A 19,333-nucleotide genomic window follows, 5' to 3' on the forward strand; every position below is an offset into this window, starting at 1 on the left:
CGGTTTTTCGTGCGCGGGAACACTTTGCTGCCGGCTGTCGTTTCCGTCCTGACAATGGAGAGCGACATGTCGAACGTCTCAAGGACAGGCAAGGAAGAGATCAACAACGCGACCAGCCCGACCACCTTTGGAAAGTCGGTCGAGAGCCAGGCGCAAATCGATGACGCGGCTGCGCAAGCGTCGCCCGACGCCGGCGGCGAGATGCTCAACATCTACCGGTTGGAGCCGATCGCCGCACCCGACGATCCGAGATGGGACAATTCCCCCGGACACGGTATCGTCGTCGTCGCCGCCAGAACGCCTGGTGACGCAAGGATCGTCGCCGCGGCTCGTGAGCTCGATTTCATGGAAGTGGATGCGGCTCCCGCCGAGGATGTCACGACGGTCAATGCCAGCGCCTTTCGGGACGACAAGCTTTACACCGTCATCGAGATCGACCGGAACAGGCGCGATGTCCCGCGCGGGATTCTCGACGGTACCGTCACCGTCGATACGATCCGGCCGGTTCAATCGGACTGACATAGCAATGCTGCTGCGCAATCGGCGATGCGCCGGAGCGCCATCGTCACAGATCCCCTCGTTTTCTCGGAGCTCTCATGAATACGGCCAACCTCCAGCTCAAGGGCCTGATCATGGCGATGGCGTCGATATGTGATGCGATCGTCGAGAAAGAACTGCTTACCAGCGGGGAACTCAACGCCGCGCTCTCGAAAGCCAAGAAGGCAGTCGAGGAGGACGACGACCATGAGCTGTCGGATGCCAACCGCGCCGCGATCCTGTTCCCCATCCGTGTGCTGCAGCTCGCCGAGGAGGCAGGCAGGAAAGGCGAACGGTTGACGTTTTCGGACTATGCCAAGCTCGTGGCAAAGCTGAGCTGAGCATGTTCGAAGGTTTACGCTGATGCTGTCGACATCGGAGCGAGTTCGCTTCGGGGCCGTCACGGAGGATCGGGCCAGCCCTCGGCGCCGACAATGCCGTCTCTACCGGTTTACGAACCATGCGGCCTTTGGAGCGACGTGCTTTGGGACCATACCGACCGGTCGGCCTGTTTAGACGGCGAACGCGGCTACAGTTTAACGCGCGACGGCACGTTGCCCGGCAGCAAATGCGCTGCAATTTTGCGATAAGTTGATTTGTTTGGTCTTGTTTTCTGCCTGTTTCTGAGGCTATACGGCGGCCGGATATACTCACGCACCGGGGAATTTCTTCGTGACCAGCCTTAAATCGCTTCTGGCCGCCTGCGGCCTCTCCGCCATCATCGGCCTTGCCGCAAATCCGTCTTTGGCCGGTTCGACGACCTACCCGCTGACACTGGAAAACTGCGGCGCGCAGGTGACTTTCCAGAAGGCGCCCGTACGGGCGATCGGCCTTGGCCAGAACAGCGCTGAAATTCTACTGCTGCTCGGCCTTCAGGACAAGATGGCCGGCACAGCCTTCTGGCCGAGCAAGGTCCTGCCGCAGCTCGCAGAAGCCAATGCCAAGGTCAAGCTTCTGACCGTCGAGATGCCGACCTTCGAATCGATCCTTGCCGAAAATCCCGACTTCGTGGCAGCGGCTCTACCGAGCCTGGTCGGGCCGAACAGCAAGGTCGCCAAGCGCGAGGATTTCGACAAGGTCGGCGTCGCGACCTATCTTTCTCCCAGCACCTGCCTCAGCACCAAGGACGTCAAGGATCAGTACGGCAGCCGCGCCGAGCTGTGGAACATGGATCTTCTCTACAAGGAGATCGATGAACTCTCCCAGATCTTCGACGTCGCCGATCGCGGCCAGGCGCTGATCGCCGACTTCAAGGCGCGCGAAGCCAAGCTTCGCTCCAGCGTTTCGAAGGACGGCAAGAACCTTTCCTACGTCTTCTGGTTCTCCAGCCCCAGCCCGTCGGCCGACGCCTATCTCGGCGGCAAGAACAGCGCGTCCGGCTTCATCGCCGATCTGCTCGGCGGACACAACGCGATATCAGCGGAAGCGGAATGGCCGACGCTCGGCTGGGAAGGCATCATCGCCTCCAATCCCGACGTCATCGTCGTCGCCAGTCTCGACCGTAACCGTTGGGAGCTCGATAAGCCGGAGGCCAAGATCAATTTCCTGAACACCGATCCGGCCGTCAGCCAGATCCCTGCCGTCAAGAACAAGGCGATCGTGATCATGGACGGCCAGGCCATGAACCCGACCGTCCGCACGGTCTACGGTGCTGAGCAGGTGGCCGGCCAGCTGAAGGCTCTCGGTCTGTTGAAGTGACGGAAGCGGGCCGTATCTTCCGTCAGCTGGGAGCCGTCCTCGCACTGCTCCTGGCCTCTTTCTGCCTCATCGCGATCGCCATCGGCGTCAGCGTCGGGATCGGCGACCTGCCGATCCCGCTTGCAACCACGTTTTCGGCCGTCACCAACCGGCTGGGATGGACCGCGGTCGAACTGAACCGCATCCATGAGACTGTCATCTGGGATTATCGTCTCAGCCGGGCGCTCGTTGCCGCCTTCTGCGGTGCGGGCCTTGCGCTATCGGGCGCGATCATGCAGTCGCTGCTGCGCAATCCGCTTGCCGAACCCTATGTTCTCGGCATCTCGGCCGGCGCCTCTTCCGGCGCCGTCGCCATCGTGATCCTGGGGATCGGCTCGGGCGCGGTTTCGCTCTCGGCCGGCGCCTTTGCCGGCGCCTTCGCAGCCTTCTTCTTCGTCGCCCTCCTGTCGAACGGCACGCGCGGCGGAGCGGATCGCACCATCCTCGCCGGCGTCGCCGCATCGCAGCTTTTCAATGCCACGACATCCTATATCGTCACCACCTCGGCCAATGCGCAGCAGGCCCGCGACGTCATGTTCTGGCTGCTCGGCAGCTTCGGCGGCGTGCGCTGGCCGGAATTTGCGCTGGTTTCGATCGTCGTTGGGGTCGCCCTTGTCGGCTGCCTGTTTTACGCTCGCGTGCTCGACGCCTTCGCTTTCGGTGACGAGGCGGCATCCTCGCTCGGTGTCAATGTCGGCCGCGCGCGGATGGCGCTCTTTGCGCTGACGGCAATGATGACGGCGACGATCGTCAGCATGGTAGGATCGATCGGCTTCGTCGGCCTCGTCGTGCCGCATGTCGCCCGCTTTGTCGTCGGGCCGCTGCATGTCCGCCTCCTGCCGGCCTGCGCCATAACAGGGGCGATCTTCATGGTGCTCGCCGACATCGCCGCGCGCGCCCTCATTCCGAACCAGATCCTGCCGATCGGCGTCGTCACGGCGCTGGTGGGCGTCCCCTTCTTCTCGATCATCCTCTACCGGTTCCAGCGCGCATCATGAGCATCAAGGCCGACAACCTCATCTGGAAGATTGGCAGGAAGACCATTCTCGATGGCGTTTCCCTGGACGCGCCGCCGGGCAAGATGCTCGGCCTGCTCGGGCCGAACGGCTCGGGCAAGACCTCGCTCCTGCGGCTTCTCGCCGGCCTGAAGCGGCCGCATTCCGGCCGCATCACGCTCGACCGGAGCGACATCGCCACGATCAGCCGCCGCTCGATCGCCCGGCGGATCGCCTTCGTCGAGCAGCACGCCACCACAAATGCCAATCTGCGGGTCGTCGACGTCGTCAAGCTCGGCCGGTTCCCGCACCGGTCGATGTTTTCAGGCTGGACGAAGGCCGACGAAGAGGCGGTCGAAAGTGCGCTCGCGCGCGCCGGCATGGCGGAGAAGCGCGACGATCGCTGGCAGAGCCTGTCGGGCGGCGAAAAGCAGCGCACCCATATCGCAAGGGCGCTCGCTCAATCGCCCCAGGAGTTGATCCTCGACGAGCCGACAAACCATCTCGATATCCAGCATCAGATCGGCCTGATGCGGCTTGTCTCCGGCCTGCCGATCACCAGCATCGTCGCCTTGCACGATCTCAACCATGCCGCCATGTTCTGCGACCAGCTGATCATCATGCAGCAGGGCAGGATCGTTGCCTCCGGCGCACCGCAGGACGTATTGAGCGAAGACCTTCTGCGTGACGTCTTCTCCGTCGAGGCCAGTATCGAAACCTCTCCCTATCATTCGCGCCCGCATATCCATTATCTCAGGTGACGGTGGAACCGTCACCGAGATGATCGTCTACGGTCGTCTCACGTGACGGTAAAACCGCCACCGAATTGACCGTTCCGCGGCGGCGCCGTCAGGGTGACGGCCCCTGCAGAAAAATCGTCGATAGCGGCGGCAGCGTCAGTGACAGCGAGACCGGCCTGCCGTGGGCGGGCACGGGTTCGGTCGACACTGCGCCATTGACCAGGCCCGAGCCGCCATATTCCCGCGCATCCGTCGTCATCCGTTCGATCCACACACCGTCGCTCGGCACGCCGATCCTGTAGCCGTAACGCGGCACCGGCGTGAAGTTCGACATGACCAGCACCGATGAAGCACGATCGGGCGCATAACGGAGCATGCCGAGCACGGAATTGACAGCGTCGTCGGCTGCCGCCCATTCGAAGCCCTCGGGATGAAAGTCTCCGAACTGCAATGCCGGCTCGTCCGCGTAGAGGCCGTTCAGATCCTTCACCAGCCGCTGGATCCCCACATGCTGAGGCCGGTCCAGCACATCCCAGGTCACTGACCCGTCATGGTTCCATTCGCCGGGCTGGGCGACTTCACTTCCCATGAACAGGAGCTTCTTGCCGGGATGGCCCCACATGAAGGCGAGATAGCTGCGCAGGTTGGCGAATTTCTGCCATTCGTCGCCCGGCATCTTCGTCAGCAGCGAGCCCTTTCCATAGACGACCTCGTCATGTGAAATCGGCAGAATGAAGCGTTCGGAATAGGCATAGATCATTCCGAAGGTCATCGTGCCATGGGCATAGCTCCGGTAAATCGGATCCTTCTCGATATAGCTCAGGCTGTCATGCATCCAGCCCATGTTCCATTTGATATCGAACCCCAGCCCCCCTTGCTCTGGCGGCTTCGTCACGCCCGGCCAGGCCGTCGATTCCTCGGCGATCGTCATCGCGTGCGGGCAGCGCTCGTGAATGATGCTGTTCAGGTGCTTGAAGAATTCGACGGCTTCGAGGTTCTCGCGACCGCCATATTGGTTGGGAATCCATTCGCCCTCGTTGCGGCTGTAGTCGCGGTAAAGCATCGAGGCAACGGCGTCGACCCGCAAACCGTCGATATGGTAGCGCTCGAGCCATTCCAGCGCGCTGGCGATCAGGAACCCCTTCACCTCGTTGCGGCCGAGATTGTAGATCAGCGTGTTCCAGTCGCGGTGAAAGCCTTCCCGCGGATCTTCGTGCTCGTAGAGAGCGCTGCCGTCGAAGCGGGCAAGCCCCCAGACGTCTGTGGGAAAATGGGCCGGCACCCAGTCGAGGATGACGCCGAGCCCGGCGCCATGGCACCGGTCGATGAAATAGGCGAAATCCTCAGGCGTCCCATATCGGCCTGTCGGAGCGAATAGACCGAGCGGCTGATAACCCCAGGAGCCGCCGAACGGATGCTCCATGATCGGCAGCAGCTCGATATGGGTGAAGCCCATGTCGGCGACATAGGGAACCAGCCGCTGGCTGAGTTCGACCCAGTCGAGCGACCTGTTGCCGTCCTTTAGATCGCGAAGCCAGGAGCCGGCGTGCACCTCATAGACGGAGAACGCGCCCTCCAGCCTGTCTTGCCGGGACCGGCCCTTCATCCAACCGTCATCAGTCCATCGAAACGGCGTCGACGAGGCGACGATGGAGGCGGTGGACGGAGCGGCCTCACTTGCCCTCGCGACCGGATCGGCCTTCTGCGGCAGGCAGGTCCCCTCAGCATCGACGATCTCGAACTTGTACCTTTCGCCGGGGGCGAGGCGCGGAATAAACAGCTCCCAGACGCCCGCCGACGGTCTCAGCCGCATCGGGTTTCGCCGCCCGTCCCAGGCGTTGAAGTCGCCGACAACCGAGACGCGGCGCGCATTCGGAGCCCAGACGGCGAAACGAACGCCTGATATCCCGTCGATCGACATATCAACCGCGCCGAGCGTGCGGCTCAGACTATAGTGAGTTCCCTCCGATATCAGATGAAGGTCGAGCTCTCCGAGCAGCAGACCGAAACTGTAGGGGTCCTCGGTGATCTGAACTGCATCCGGCCATGTGATCCGCAGCCGGTATCCCGTCCTCGAGGCGGCCGCCGCCGCAAACAGGCCGGACGGGTGGGCGATGCTGAACGGCGCTACCACCCGGCCGCTCGTCGCATCGATGAGATCGACCGCTTCCGCGCCGGGCAGATACACCCGCACGATCGTCATGCCGCCGCTTTGGTGGGGGCCGAGGATCGAAAACGGATCGCCATGGCGCCCCTCGATCAAGGCCCATAGCGCATCCTGTCCCATGCCCGCCAGAAGTTCCGAGCGCTCAACATTCATGCCATGACCCCCGCCAGACGCGAAATGATTTCGGTAAGGCCGGATAGCGGGATCGGAAGCCATTTCGGCCTGTTGCGAGCTTCGTAGGCAATCTCGTAGGCGGCCTTTTCGAGAAGAAACGCATCGAGAACCCTGCGTCTTTGATCGGGTGGCATGTCAAGCTCCTTCGATACGGAGACAGCCTGCGAATAGGCATCCAGAAAGGCCTCCTCGGCATTGCGCCCGAAGCGGGCGATCGCCTCGCGGCGGACCTCGTTCTCGTGTTCGATGACCGCGTCGTTATCGAGCTGGGCGGTGGCCACGAGGTAGCTCAGCGATCTCAAAAGCCCGGCGACATCACGCAGCGGGTTCGTCTTGGCGCGGCGCTCGGTCAGGTTTTTCGCAGGCTCGCCCTCGAAGTCGATGATGACGGCATCACCCTCGCTGACAAGGATCTGGCCAAGATGGAAATCGCCATGCGTGCGTGTCATCAGCGTATGGCGGCAGCTCTCCGCCAGCGTCCCGGCGAGCTCTGCGAGTTCGGAACGCCGCTCGAGAAGCGGCGTTGCGAGCAAGTCGATTACAGGGTCGGCATTCTCGTCGCGTTCATCGAGCTTCGACATGGCATAGGCGAGCTCGCCGGCAACGGCCTTCCTCATCGCCTCGACCTCGCTGTCGCCGGCAACCACCGGGCTGAAGGCCTCGTCCCCGGTCTTCGCAGCGAGCACGACATGCAATTCGCCGAGCCTAAGGCCCACCATCGCGACAAAACTGATCAGCGACCGGAAGACGTCGTCGTCTGGTTGGACCGCCGGATCGTTCAGCACCAGTTCGTCGGCCCCACGGCGCAGATTGTTCAACATCCAGTTCCAGGCGTCGCCCTGGTTGCGGATCGCCCCCTGGACGATGATCAAGGTGGAACGGCGTCCGCTGGAATCGGTATGCGCGACCTCGCCGAGCAGGGGCGCCGTATGGTCATAGCCGGCGCGGGTGAGATAGCGCGTCATCTCGACTTCCGGATGGATGCCCGGGAAGATGTGCCTGATCAGTTTGATCATCGCTACGTCGCCGACGAGCAGCGAGCTGTTGGACTGTTCAGCCGATAGCCAATGCACCGGCAGCTCGCCTGAAATATCGAGACTGTCGAGCTGTTCCGTCCCAAGGAATTCGAGCGTGCCGGTCCGGCCGGTGGTGCGCGAGCGGTCGCGAAGTCCGTGCAGAATGCCGCGCGCCATCGCCTCCACGGCGAATCCATCTGTGAGGAAACCGACGCGTCTACCTTGGCGAATCCTCCCAAGCGCAAGCTGTTGGGCAAGCGCGGAAGGGTGCGCATCGTCCCAGGCGACCGCGAGCGGCAGTTGGTAGGATTCGCTGTGGTTCGGCAGCACGACCTCCAACTCGCCGAGGACGACGCCGTCGGCGAATGGGATTGGTGTCACGGAGATCAGTCGGGCGGCCTGAAGCGCCTGGTCCTTTGCCCCGAACCATCGCCGCCTGGAGAGATAGGCGGGCAGGATTTCGCCGCTCAGGATGCGTGCATGACCCGGTTCATCCACGAGGTCGAGCAGGCTACGCCGGATGACCATCGTCAACAGATCGGGAAGCTGTTCCGGCGGTGCGGTGCGCCACGCCGGCGGGTCGGCATCAGCCGTCAGCTGGAACCAGAAGAAACCGTAGGGCGGCAAGGTCAGGAGATAGGTCAACTGGCCGATCGGCGGAAACGGCGACATGCCGGTCAGTTCAATGGGAACGCGCCCCTCGAAGCTCGACAAGTCGAGTTCGACGGCCTGGGGCAACCTTGAGAGACTTGCAACACAAAGCAAGACCTCGCCTTCATACTCCCTGAGATAGGCAAGGATCTTGCGATTTTCCGGCGAAAGGAACCGCAGCGTGCCACGCCCGAAGGCGGGATGCCTGCCGCGCAACGCCAACATTCTGCGCGTCCAGTTGAGCAGCGAATGCGCGTCTGTGCTCTGCGCCTCGACGTTGACGGCCTCGAACCCGTAGAGCGGGTCGGCGACGGGCGGCAGGACGAGACGGGCCGGATCTGCCCTGGAGAAACCGCCATTGCGGTCCGGAGACCATTGCATCGGCGTCCTCACCCCATCCCTGTCGCCGAGATAGATGTTGTCACCCATGCCGATCTCGTCACCGTAATAGATCACCGGCGTTCCCGGCATCGAAAGAAGAAGCGCGTTCATCAGCTCGATCCGCCGGCGGTCGCGCTCCATCAATGGCGCTAAGCGCCGCCTTATGCCGAGGTTGATGCGGGCACGTTTATCGGATGCATAGGTCTCCCAGAGATAATCCCGCTCGGCGTCGGTCACCATTTCGAGCGTCAGCTCGTCGTGGTTGCGAAGGAAGATCGCCCATTGGCAGTTGTCTGGAATCTCCGGCGTCTGGCGCAGGATATCGGTGATCGGAAACCGATCCTCCTTGGCGATCGCCATATACATGCGCGGCATTAGCGGGAAGTGGAAGGCCATGTGGCATTCGTCGCCCTCTCCGAAATATTCGCGCGTGTCCTCTGGCCATTGATTGGCCTCGGCAAGCAGCATCACGCCGGGATGGGTGGCATCGAGCGCGGCGCGTATGCGTTTGAGGATCGCGTGGGTTTCCGGCAGGTTTTCGTTGATCGTCCCCTCGCGCTCGACGAGGTAAGGGATCGCGTCGAGACGAAAACCGTCGATGCCGGTTTCCAGCCAGAAGCGCATCACCCTCAGCAATTCCTCCATGACAAGGGGACTGTCGAAATTGAGGTCGGGCTGATGGGAATAGAAGCGGTGCCAGTAATAGGCGCCGGCGACCGCGTCCCATGTCCAGTTGGATTTTTCCGTATCGATGAAAATGATGCGCGTTTCCGGAAATTTCTGATCGGTATCCGACCAGACGTAGAAGTCGCGCTCCGGCGATCCCGCCGGCGCCTGGCGGGCGCGCTGGAACCAGGGGTGCTGATCGGAGGTGTGGTTGATGACGAGCTCGATGATGACGCGGATATTGCGCTGGTGGGCGGCGTCGACGAAAGCCCGGAAGTCCTCGACCGTCCCGTAATCGGGGCTGACACTGCCATAGTCGGCGATGTCGTAGCCGTCGTCGCGGCGCGGAGAGGGAAAGAAAGGTAAAAGCCAGATGGCATTGACGCCGAGGGCTGCGATATGATCGAGCTTCTGGTGCAGACCGGCGAAGTCGCCGACCCCGTCGCCATTGGCATCGTAGAACGACTTGATGTGCAGCTGGTAGATAATCGCATCCTTGTACCAGAGCGGCTGCGGTGCGCTATCTGCATTCATCGTGTCCATTCATGCCTCCCTTGAGCGAATACGCCAGATCGCATAGGGCAGGACCTCAGGATTGAACCCGATGCTCTGCCATTTGCCGGCCCACTTGAAACGATGTCCGCCGATCAGATCTTCGGCATCCAGCGTGCCGCCGTCTCCGAGCGACCACTGCCGGAACGGCAGCTCGACGTCGCTTTGTTGGAAATTGAGGGGGTCGAGGCTGATGGCGATCAAAAGGACGTTGTCGCGGGCGCGGCTTGCCTTCTCGAAAAACAGGATATTGTCGTTTCGCGCGTTCAGCAGCGTCAGCCCGAGATGCGAATGCAGCGCGGTGTTTTCGGTCCGGATGCGATTGAGCGTCCTGATTTCGGCAATGATATTGCCCGGCCGGTCGTAGTCCCAGGCGCGGATTTCGTACTTCTCGCTGTCGGCATATTCCTTGCGCTTGGCATCAGGACGCCCCTCGCAAAGTTCGAAACCGTTATAGACGCCCCACAATCCCGAAAGAGTTGCGGCAAGTGCAGCGCGGATCAGGAAGGCCGGGCGCGGCGCGTTCTGAAGGAAATCCGGATTGATATCATGGGTGTTGACGAAGAAATGCGGGCGGAAGAATTCCTTCGGCGCCGTCTCGGTCAGCTCCCGCATATATTGCTCGAGCTCCCATTTGGCATTGCGCCAGGTGAAGTAGGTGTAGGACTGGGAGAAGCCGATCTTTGCCAGCCGGTACATGACCTTCGGCTTGGTGAAGGCTTCCGAGAGGAAGACAACATCGAGATGACGGGCCCTGATATCGCCGATCAGCCATTCCCAGAACGGAAAGGGCTTTGTGTGCGGATTGTCGACGCGAAACAGCTTGACGCCCTGGTCCACCCAAAGCTGCACGACATCCCTGAGCTCCACCCACAGCGAAGGCAGCGCGTCTTTCGTGTAGAAATCGACGTTGACGATGTCCTCGTATTTCTTCGGCGGGTTTTCGGCATATTTGATGGTTCCGTCGGGACGCCAGTCGAACCAGCCGGGATGCTCCTTCAGCCAGGGGTGATCCGGCGACGCCTGGATCGCGAGGTCGAGAGCGATCTCCAGGCCATGCCGGCCTGCCGCCTCGACCAGCCGGCGGAAATCCTCGAACTCGCCGAGCTCGGGATGGATGGCGTCATGGCCACCGTCCTCGGAGCCGATGGCATAGGGGCTTCCGGGGTCGCCGGGCGCGGCTTTCAGGCTGTTGTTGCGGCCTTTCCGGTTGGTCGAACCGATCGGATGAATCGGCGGGAAATAGAGCACGTCGAAGCCCATGTCGCGGATGGCGGGCAGTCGCGGGATGACGTCGTCGAAGGTGCCGTGCCGGTCCGGATCACCGCTCTGCGAGCGCGGGAAGATCTGGTACCAGCTGGCAAAGGCGGCCCCCTTGCGTTCGGCATCGACGGCGCTTGCCGTCGAGCGAAGCCGAAACGGCCGCCTGTCCGCCTTGTTCATCAACTCGGATGTTCCGGCACCGAGCAGGATCGCCATTCGCTCGGCATCCGAGGCGCTTTCGAGATTGGCGAGCAGCGCCCTTAATTCGGCGCGGAGCGTGGCACCTGCATGCATCTCGGCCGAACGGACGAGCTCTATCCCCTCCTGGAGTTCAAGCTTCAGGTCCAGCCTGGCATCGTTCTTCTTGGTCAGTTCGTAGCGGAAAATCGCAAACGGGTTCTTCCATGCCTCGACGGCAAATTCATAGCGTCCGACCCGTTCCAATAGGAATTCGGCGCACCACCGGTCATTCTCGACCAATCGCATCTCCGTCTCGTTCCAGTCCGCCGCATCGAGCGGTCGCCAGAGCAGCACCGCGGCGATCGGGTCGTGGCCGTCGGCGAATATATCCGCCTCCACGGTGAGTATGTCGCCCACCACCCGCTTGACGGGAAAGCGCCCGTCGTCGACCCGCGGCGTGATGTTTTCGACGGCGAGCCGCGGCGATTCTATCGCCTGGGCAACGTCAAGGATCGGCCGCGATGTGATCGGCGCCGGCGCCTTGCCTTCGACCACCAGGGCCTCCCCTGCCCGCAGCCGCAAAGCCGTGCCGTCGGCTGCAGCGGGAAGAAAACCGGAGGCCGCTTCGCGCAGTGCGGTCACTGGAGCGGGCGCACTTTTCCGAAGGTCCCTGTTGAGCAGGATGAACCGCACATTCTCGGCGCTACGAAGGTCTTCCGCCTCAGACTGCAGCAGCGCTGAGACCGGTCCGTTGGCGTTGCGGATGAGCCGAAGCGATGAGGCCGGCGCATGGGGTTTCTTGCCGACCTCGGTGTTCGCAAGGCGAATTTCGGAGGAGATATCGAAAGCGAGGTCATGACGCAGCCCCCGCAAACCCGTTCCATTCCCATGGGTCGGATCGAGCGGCGCGGCTGCGCCATATTCGAAGCCCATCGGAACCATCAGGCCGCCACCGAGCGAGGCGGCAAGGCGCAGCGCCCTTGTGGCGCGCCGTTCAACGATTTCGCGGCTCTCGGTTCCGTGCGCGATCCGCCTGGAGAATGGCGACTCCGGAAAAGCGATCTGCCAGCCAAGCTGCTTCTGGACGCGGTGTTCTTCGATGAACCATCTCTCGTCAAAATCCCACCAGGCCATCGATGAAAAACATCCATCAAAGCCTGTATCCTTGACCGCGACCCTCGCCCCAAAATCAGTGCCGGGGGTCCAGGCGAAGAATTGCGCGTCCGCCTTCTCGCGCACCGCCGCAATCAGCGATTTGAAAACCGCCGGCGCAATGCGATCGATCCCGAGCGTCCGGTAGCCGGAGAGGCCAAGACCGGCCAGTTCTCGCAGCCGCTCTGTCCACTCTTCCAACAACCGGGATCGAAAGTCCGCTTCCATTGCGATCATCGGCTCTGCCGGATCCAACGGCGAGCGTCTCGGGTCGATGGGGCGAAAGCCCGCCTCGGAATTCCGGGCCTTGCCGTCGAGCATCAGGTCCATCATCAAGGCGACGCCGCTCTTGCGGGCAGCCTCCGCCAGGCGTCCCACCCCATCCTCGATTGCGCTTCCGAGCGACAGTTGAGGATCAAGGCGATTCAGATCCTGGGAGGCAAAGATGCTGCGCTCCCCGCCCCGATCGAAGAGAGGTGCCGTCAGCACACGGTCGAAACCGGTGTCCGCCGCATGGTCGAATACCTCGCGCCACGCATCGATACCCTGAAGAAGGAGTGGATTGACATAATAGATCCGGGGTGGGGTGCTCAACACACCCTGGTCTGGAGAGAATGACATCGGCCGCCGCTCGAGTTTGGTTTGAAGGCAAACTTCTGTTGGCCGCGGTTGTTCCACTGAAACTGGCAATTCGCGATGTGCTGACATCGCCGGCCGCACCGGCGCGGGATCGATGGCGCGCGCTCCGTTCGCGCATCAAAGGCGCTTGCTTCCGCAGACGGGCCTTGAAGTTTCGTGCCGTATTTGGATAGTCTTCCGCTCCCGGGAGGGTGACCCATTTGGCTGCTGACGGCGCATCATTGCTTCGATCGATACTCCTTAGCGCCGCCCTGTCGGCTTGCGCGCTGTGCCTCGCCTCCTGGAGCATCGAGACCATCGCTCCACTGAGGACACGCATGGCTTGTTCGAAATCCGCGAGGAGGCCAGGCGCTTCATTTCGCACGAAAACGCCAAGGGGCATCAGCAATGGGACGCGCTGGAGCCCAACATGAAGACGCTGGTTCCCCGATGCGCGGTTCCGCTCGAAACACGGTGGACGCCGAAGAGCTATGGCCGCTCGAAACCGAGCGTGATGGTCATATGTATGGCCGCGGTACCCAACACCGTGATGAGAGGTTGGGATGTACATGTTCCGGTAGAGCGGAAACCAACCGACGGGAAGCCCCGCCGCCGCCCCGCACCGTTCTGAAAGAGCAGGCGCCTGAACGGGACTTGATGTATCCGAATGAATCACTGCGATTGCAATAAAGGCGACCAGACGTGAATCCAGCGGTTGAATTGTGTTCATACCCCGAACTCGATGATCGAATTGTGATCGTCAGGGCGGGGGACGAAGTTGATGCCGTGTTCGTCCGGACCGTGAGGTTCAATGTCCTGATCGACACACTCGGCACGCCCGAACTCTGCATGGCGGCGCTGGACCTCCTCGAGGAACAGACGAACGCTCGTCCGCTGATCGTCATCAATTCGCATATGGATTGGGATCACTTCTGGGGGAATGCCGCCATTGCGGGGCGCGCTCCGATTATCGCCCATGCCGCCGCGCTCGACCGTTTACGCGCCCCCTCCGCACGGGAAGTCCTTAGAGACAAGGCGAGCCAGGAGTCGCGGTTTCGGAACGTCGATCTCATCGGCCCCGATATCACCTTCTCCGGCTCGATGACCCTCAACGGCGGCGATCTGACATTGGAACTCATTCATACGCCGGGACACACGCCCGACCATATCGCCGTATGGATTCCCGAACTTCGCATCTGCCTGGCCGTCGACGCAGTGGAATACCCCATCCCCGAAGTCTGGAGCAAAAATGCAGGCGACCTGCGCTTGATCCGCTCCTCGCTCGAGCGGATACGCGACCTCAAGGCAAGACTGGTCATCCCTGCGCACGGCCGGACCTATTCTCCTTCGGCGGTGGATGACAACCTCGCCTATTTCCAGGCTCTGGCCGATCGCGTCGGCAGTTTGAGCGAGAGCCAGTTGGCCGATCCGCAACTCGGCAGTTCAAGCGGCCTGCGGCTTGAAGACTTCGTCCCCATCCCCGACGCAATGCCTTCCGACGTCGTGGCATTCTATCGGAACTGCCATAAGACAAACCTTGGAGCCACGGTTCAGGCCCATATCGAAAAACTGAATTCGCATAAAGAACGTCTGGAGGCCGGAACGTGAAACTGTTGGAGGGCGGACGAACCGGGCAGATCTGGCAGGACGGCAATACCGTCGTACGGCCTTCCGGCGCGTGGACGCCAACGGTGCACCGGTTCTTGCGCCATCTCAGGAGCAGAGGCTTTCCGGGAGCGCCGGATCCCATTGAGATAACAGGAAACCAGGAAGTCGTCAGTTATGTCACCGGGCGCGTCTGCGAAGACCTGAGCGACCAATTTGTCGGATCCGAGCGCATGCTGCTTTCCGCAGCCAGGCTTCTGCGCGATTTTCACTCGGCATCTCAAGGGTTTCTCGAATCGGATCGCGAGATCCAGACATGGATGCTGCCGCCGCGGGAGCCGTGCGAGATCATATGCCATGGAGATTATGCGCCCTACAACGTCGCTACGGCAGGTCATGCGGCTGTCGGGATCATCGATTTCGATACCGCCCATCCCGCACCGCGCCTATGGGATCTGGCCTATTCGGTTTACCGCTGGGCGCCGCTCTCCGATCCCGCCAATCCGGACGTGAGCTCCGGCCTCGACGAACAGCTGCATCGCGCGGAAATCTTTTGCACGGCATATGGAGCGACGATGGAAGACCGGCTCCAGCTCCCTGAGATGATCTGCCAGCGGCTGCAGGCGCTCGTCGATTTCATGCTGGCAAGTGCGGCCGCTGGAGATGAGACATTCGTGGAGGACGTGGTTGCCGGAGACGCCCGGCTCTATCTCAGCGATATAGACTATGTTCGCAGCCATCGGGATCGGCTGCTGAAGGCCTTGTGCTGACCTATCTTCGCCTGCCCGGATCTTCCGCCTGCCCCCTACATCACATATCTAGACATATCTAAAGCCACTTCTTTCGACGGAAGAAACCGAAGAGGCCTAGGCACAAGGTGACGATGACGCCAAGCACGACGAAATAGCCGTACTGGAATTTCAGCTCCGGCATATCGTTGAAATTCATCCCGTAGATACCGGCGATCGCGGTGGGAACGGCGAGGATTGCCGCCCAGGCGGCGAGCTTGCGGGCGATCGCCGTCTGCTCCGTCTGGCCGATCATCACGCTGGCCTCGAAGGCGAAGGCAAGGACCTCGCGCAGCGCATCGATATCTTCCTGAACCCGGCGCACGTGATCGGTCACATCGCGAAACAGCGACTGGAGTGTGGGATCCATGCCGGGAAGATCGATATGCTCGTACCGCCGACAGACGTCCACGAGCGGCACGACTGCGTTGCGCAGCCGCAGCAGCTTGCGCCGCAACAAGTAAAGCCGCTCGATGTCGGACTTTTCCAGCTGTTCGCGCAGCACCAGATCCTCGAGCTTCTCGACCTCCTCCTGCACGACCTCGATGACAGGCATGTAGTTGTCGACGATGAAATCGAGGATGGAATAGAGAATATAGTTCTCGCCGTGGGCAAGTGCTGCCGGCGTGGCCTCGCATCGCTGCCGCACCGCCAGGTACGAAGACGAGTCCCCGTGGCGGACGGAGACGACATAACCGCGACCGACGAACAAATGTGTTTCGCCGAAGACGATTTCGTCATCCTTCATATGGGCGGTCCGGGCGACGATGAACATCGCGTCGCCATAAATCTCCAGCTTCGGGCGCTGGTGAGGCTGTGCTGCGTCCTCGATCGCCAGGGCATGGAGATTGAACTCGGCCTGAACCTGGTGCAGCAGCACTTCATCCGGCTCGTGCAGGCCAATCCAGACGACGGCATTCTCCCGGCTTCGCCATTCGCCGGCCTCTTCTATCCTGATGTCGCGAATGCGTTGCCCATGCTGATAGACGGCGGCGGCCACGACGCCGGGCCGTTCATACGGAGGCGATGTGGAACCGCTACCTGCTTGCGCCAGAGCACTGTCCAGATCCTTCAGCCGTTCCAAATCCACCTATCCTCTCCATTCCCGCACGGGATCATATATCCGCGGGGCCAATCCCTTCGCCGGTCAGGCGCTCAGCCGATCATAATGCTATTTCGTAAAACATGCATCACCGCGTCGGTGTGGGTACCAGCCGCCTTTATCGTGGCCAGGCGCCCAGGTAGCATCACGTGTCCGTGGAAATATCGTCCCAATCCTGGTCCATGTAGCCAATCAGCCAGTTGAGAGCGTAATGCCGCTCGTAGACCACGCCCTTATCCAATCCGGCTGGAGGCTCCTCTCCCTTCAGCCGCGCGTTCACGGCGGCCCAATCGTAGCGGTAAATGAGGTCGGCGGCGTCCAGGAGCTCTTTCTGCGGACGAAGCTTGGCACGACGCATCAGCCCATCCGTCCCCAGTTCGCGCAGCGTGTTCGCAATGAATGGCACGTCGCAAATATGGTCGGGACGGTCGAGATCGGAGCTGATGCCGAGTGCCCACAACATGACGTCCACGCCCTCGTAGCGCCAGGCCAAGTTCGTCCGATCCTGATCCGTGGGATCGGGATCGTCCATGAACGCCCGTTCCTTCGGGGTGAAAAAACTTGCCGCGTCGAACTGCCGGATGAGAGCCTGACCCATTTCGTGGTCGCCGGTCTCGCCTTTCACGGCGACGATCGCAAGCGCAATCGTGCGCTGAACGACAGCCTTTATATTTCGGCGGGTGCTCTCGCTCTCGGGCTCGATGGTCGGCAGATGATCGATGGTCGGCACACCTTCCGATTGAAGCTGGGCGATAGACCGAGCCTTGCGTGCCCCAGCTTCGTCGGCGGGCTGCGAAACGGCTGCCTGCATCGGAAGGATCAGTGCAAGAAGGGCGGAAAATATGCGCTTCATCATTTCTGGCTCCTGTCATCCCTGACGCCGCATCGATAGGCATTTTCCTGCTTTGGCGGGAGCCCGAGCACGAAGGCGGCGGCGATTTTCCGGAAAACTGGTAAACGGCATTTTTACATATGGAACAAATCGTTAAATTTTTTTCGATACAAAATTCCTTGGCCAACCCGGTATGAAGCCGGCGTTCGATGAGGACCTTCGATGCGTCGTCCAAACATAAAATCGAGCTTGCTATTGATTTTCAGCGGCATAGCTCTTCTTTTTGGTCTTGTCGCCTATCTCGCGGTCGACGGTCTCCGAAAGACGAACGGCTCCACTGAAGAAATTGCGAGCCATTGGCTGCCGAGCGTTCAGGCTTCGCAGGCGATCAATCTCGCCATGACGAATTTGCGCCTCGCCTATCGTGATCACATCATCGCGCAGTCGGATGCGGAAAAGAAAACACGCGAAGACGCCATTAAAGTCGCCGAGGATGCAGTCGGCAAATCGGTGGACGCCTATCTCCTGCTGGCTTCATCCGACCATGAGCGTGAACTGATCAAGACGATCAAGGACAGTGTTGGAAGCTATATCGCCAGCAGCTCGCAGCTGCTCGCCCTTTCCCGCGCCAACAAGACCGAAGAAGCCGGGCAATATCTGGGCGGAGAGATGCGCTCCTATTCGGACAAGCTCAAGGAAGCCACGGCGACCCTGGTCGAATTGGACATCAGCGGCAGCAACAAGGCGGCCGAACTCAGCAAGCAAACATTCGACTCGATAGAATTCTACCTGCTTGCCGCGATCGGCGTTGCTGGATTGCTCGTTCTCGGCGCCGTCGCTTTCGTGCTGACAGGCATCGCCAATCCGATTACCGGCATCACCGCCTCGATGCGGCGACTGGCCGAGGGAGATACAGATTCGGAGATTCCCTTTGCAGACCGCGCCGACGAAATCGGATCGATGGCGGGAGCGGTGGAGATCTTCCGCCAGGCCGCTATCACCAACAAGCGGATGGCACTGGACGCCGAGGAGAATCGCAACAGGGCGGAGGCCGATCGCCTTGCCGCCCAGGAGCAGGCGGAAGCCGACGCCTCGGAGCGCTTGCGCATTGCCACCTCGGGTCTCGCCGCCGGTTTGAAGCGGCTGGCGGCAGGCGACCTCGCCTTCCAGCTCAACGAGACTTTCGCACCAGACTTCGAGGCGCTGCGCCATGACTTCAACCAGTCCATCACACAGCTCGGCGCGACGCTGAGGGCGATATCCGAAAGCATAGGCACGATCGACGAAGGCACGCGGGAAATCTCCTCCGGCGCGAGCGATCTTTCAAAGCGCACGGAGCAGCAGGCGGCTTCTCTCGAAGAGACAGCGGCCGCACTGGAGGAGATCACAGCGAACGTGTCGAACTCCAGCAAACGAACCGAGGAGACGCGCACGGTGGCCACGGAGGCAAATCGCAGCGCCGGGATTTCTGCGGAAGTCGTTTCCCACGCCGAAGAGGCTATGGAACGCATCGAAACCTCGTCGCAGCAGATTTCCAACATCATCAGCGTCATCGACGAAATCGCATTCCAGACCAACCTTCTGGCACTCAATGCCGGCGTGGAAGCAGCAAGAGCGGGCGAGGCCGGCAAGGGTTTCGCAGTCGTCGCCCAGGAAGTCCGCGAACTCGCCCAGCGCTCGGCAAGTGCTGCCAAGGAAATCAAGAGCCTGATCCAGAACTCCTCGAAAGAGGTGGAAGGCGGGGTCAAGCTGGTGCGCGATACCGGCCAGGCCTTGAAGACCATCGGCAGCTTCATCACCCAGATCAATCACCATATGGATTCGATCGCCACCTCTGCGAAAGAGCAGTCCATCGGCCTCAGCGAAGTCAACGTCGCAGTCAACCGGATGGACCAGACCACGCAGCAGAACGCAACCATGGTGCAACAGTCGACCGCGGCATCCAATTCTCTCGCGCATGAAGCCCAGAAGCTTCGCGAACTCATCGCCCAGTTCAGGCTCGACGATGCGGTCAGTCAGTCCTCGGCCCTTCGCTCGACGGCGAGAACGATGGCGCAGCCCGCGGGCCGTGCAGCCGTGCATGCGGTTGCCGCTCGCCGCTGAAACGGGCGGCGACAGGAAACCCCGACATAAAAAGGCGCCCGGCAATTGCCGGGCGCCTTTCATTCGGTCAGGAC

14 protein-coding genes are annotated in these 19,333 nt (G+C 61.4%); 9 read left to right on the forward strand and 5 right to left on the reverse strand.

Annotated elements, in window-relative coordinates; translation table 11 throughout:
• Positions 1–54 precede the first annotated feature (54 nt).
• The 5 genes from HX899_RS07390 to HX899_RS07410 all read left to right on the forward strand — a co-directional run bounded on the left by HX899_RS07390 (position 55) and on the right by HX899_RS07410 (position 4,030).
• Positions 55–519: a hypothetical protein gene (locus HX899_RS07390; protein ID WP_181292210.1), complete on the forward strand. Its 465-nt coding sequence runs from the start codon at positions 55–57 to the stop codon at positions 517–519.
• A gap of 77 nt (positions 520–596) precedes the next feature.
• Complete coding sequence (locus tag HX899_RS07395; RefSeq protein WP_181292017.1) at positions 597–878, forward strand: hypothetical protein; 282 nt, start codon at positions 597–599, stop codon at positions 876–878.
• Positions 879–1,209: 331 nt separating this feature from the next.
• Positions 1,210–2,235: an ABC transporter substrate-binding protein gene (locus HX899_RS07400; RefSeq protein ID WP_181292018.1), complete on the forward strand. Its 1,026-nt coding sequence runs from the start codon at positions 1,210–1,212 to the stop codon at positions 2,233–2,235.
• Positions 2,232–3,272 carry an iron ABC transporter permease gene (locus HX899_RS07405; protein WP_017956699.1) on the forward strand — a complete coding sequence of 347 codons (1,041 nt, stop codon included), beginning with the start codon at positions 2,232–2,234 and terminating at the stop codon, positions 3,270–3,272. The genes HX899_RS07400 and HX899_RS07405 overlap by 4 nt, the downstream gene beginning before the upstream one ends.
• Complete coding sequence (locus HX899_RS07410) at positions 3,269–4,030, forward strand: ABC transporter ATP-binding protein (RefSeq protein ID WP_181292019.1); 762 nt, start codon at positions 3,269–3,271, stop codon at positions 4,028–4,030. Before HX899_RS07405 ends, HX899_RS07410 begins: the two co-directional genes overlap by 4 nt.
• 88 nt (positions 4,031–4,118) lie before the next feature.
• Here HX899_RS07410 and glgB read toward each other — a convergent pair whose 3' ends face one another.
• Genes glgB through HX899_RS07425 form a run of 3 tightly spaced genes read right to left on the reverse strand, consistent with a single transcriptional unit; the run spans position 4,119 to position 12,832 of the window.
• Positions 4,119–6,329, reverse strand: a complete 2,211-nt coding sequence (glgB, locus tag HX899_RS07415) for a 1,4-alpha-glucan branching protein GlgB (RefSeq protein ID WP_181292020.1) — start codon at positions 6,327–6,329, stop codon at positions 4,119–4,121.
• A complete protein-coding gene (gene treS, locus HX899_RS07420; RefSeq protein WP_181292021.1) occupies positions 6,326–9,607 on the reverse strand; it encodes a maltose alpha-D-glucosyltransferase in 3,282 nt (1,093 codons plus the stop codon). The genes glgB and treS overlap by 4 nt, the downstream gene beginning before the upstream one ends.
• On the reverse strand, positions 9,608–12,832 hold the full coding sequence (locus HX899_RS07425; protein WP_181292022.1) for an alpha-1,4-glucan--maltose-1-phosphate maltosyltransferase: 3,225 nt from the start codon (positions 12,830–12,832) through the stop codon (positions 9,608–9,610).
• Positions 12,833–13,172: 340 nt separating this feature from the next.
• On the opposite strand from HX899_RS07425, the gene HX899_RS07430 reads away from it, so the two are divergent.
• The 3 genes from HX899_RS07430 (at position 13,173) to HX899_RS07440 (ending at position 15,204) form a co-directional block, all read left to right on the forward strand.
• Positions 13,173–13,460 (forward strand): hypothetical protein, encoded by a 288-nt coding sequence (locus HX899_RS07430; protein ID WP_407073870.1) that lies wholly within the window; start codon positions 13,173–13,175, stop codon positions 13,458–13,460.
• Between the two features lie 71 nt (positions 13,461–13,531).
• A complete protein-coding gene (locus tag HX899_RS07435) occupies positions 13,532–14,437 on the forward strand; it encodes an MBL fold metallo-hydrolase (RefSeq protein ID WP_181292023.1) in 906 nt (301 codons plus the stop codon).
• Positions 14,434–15,204, forward strand: a complete 771-nt coding sequence (locus HX899_RS07440) for an aminoglycoside phosphotransferase family protein (RefSeq protein ID WP_181292024.1) — start codon at positions 14,434–14,436, stop codon at positions 15,202–15,204. The genes HX899_RS07435 and HX899_RS07440 overlap by 4 nt, the downstream gene beginning before the upstream one ends.
• Before the next feature lie 58 nt (positions 15,205–15,262).
• On the opposite strand, the gene corA is transcribed toward HX899_RS07440, so the two are convergent.
• Both corA and HX899_RS07450 read right to left on the reverse strand, forming a co-directional pair.
• Positions 15,263–16,306 (reverse strand): magnesium/cobalt transporter CorA, encoded by a 1,044-nt coding sequence (corA, locus tag HX899_RS07445; RefSeq protein ID WP_138388771.1) that lies wholly within the window; start codon positions 16,304–16,306, stop codon positions 15,263–15,265.
• Between the two features lie 163 nt (positions 16,307–16,469).
• Positions 16,470–17,180, reverse strand: coding sequence for a DUF4272 domain-containing protein (locus tag HX899_RS07450; protein ID WP_181292025.1), 711 nt, complete (start codon positions 17,178–17,180; stop codon positions 16,470–16,472).
• Positions 17,181–17,378: 198 nt separating this feature from the next.
• Between HX899_RS07450 and HX899_RS07455 the strand changes: the two genes are divergently transcribed.
• Positions 17,379–19,259: a methyl-accepting chemotaxis protein gene (locus HX899_RS07455; protein ID WP_180195557.1), complete on the forward strand. Its 1,881-nt coding sequence runs from the start codon at positions 17,379–17,381 to the stop codon at positions 19,257–19,259.
• Positions 19,260–19,333: the final 74 nt, after the last annotated feature.

It is taken from the genome of Rhizobium sp. WYCCWR 11146, from assembly GCF_013591995.1.
Lineage (GTDB): Bacteria > Pseudomonadota > Alphaproteobacteria > Rhizobiales > Rhizobiaceae > Rhizobium > Rhizobium indicum.

Bases quoted from the DNA above. Each gene is read 5' to 3' on its own strand.
- HX899_RS07390 (WP_181292210.1), top strand. From the start codon at position 55: ATGGAGAGCGACATGTCGAACGTCTCAAGGACAGGCAAGGAAGAGATC.
- HX899_RS07395 (WP_181292017.1), top strand. From the start codon at position 597: ATGAATACGGCCAACCTCCAGCTCAAGGGCCTGATCATGGCGATGGCG.
- HX899_RS07410 (WP_181292019.1), top strand. From the start codon at position 3,269: ATGAGCATCAAGGCCGACAACCTCATCTGGAAGATTGGCAGGAAGACC.
- glgB (WP_181292020.1), bottom strand. From the start codon at position 6,329: ATGAATGTTGAGCGCTCGGAACTTCTGGCGGGCATGGGACAGGATGCG.
- treS (WP_181292021.1), bottom strand. From the start codon at position 9,607: ATGGACACGATGAATGCAGATAGCGCACCGCAGCCGCTCTGGTACAAG.
- HX899_RS07425 (WP_181292022.1), bottom strand. From the start codon at position 12,832: ATGTCATTCTCTCCAGACCAGGGTGTGTTGAGCACCCCACCCCGGATC.
- HX899_RS07450 (WP_181292025.1), bottom strand. From the start codon at position 17,180: ATGATGAAGCGCATATTTTCCGCCCTTCTTGCACTGATCCTTCCGATG.
- HX899_RS07455 (WP_180195557.1), top strand. From the start codon at position 17,379: ATGCGTCGTCCAAACATAAAATCGAGCTTGCTATTGATTTTCAGCGGC.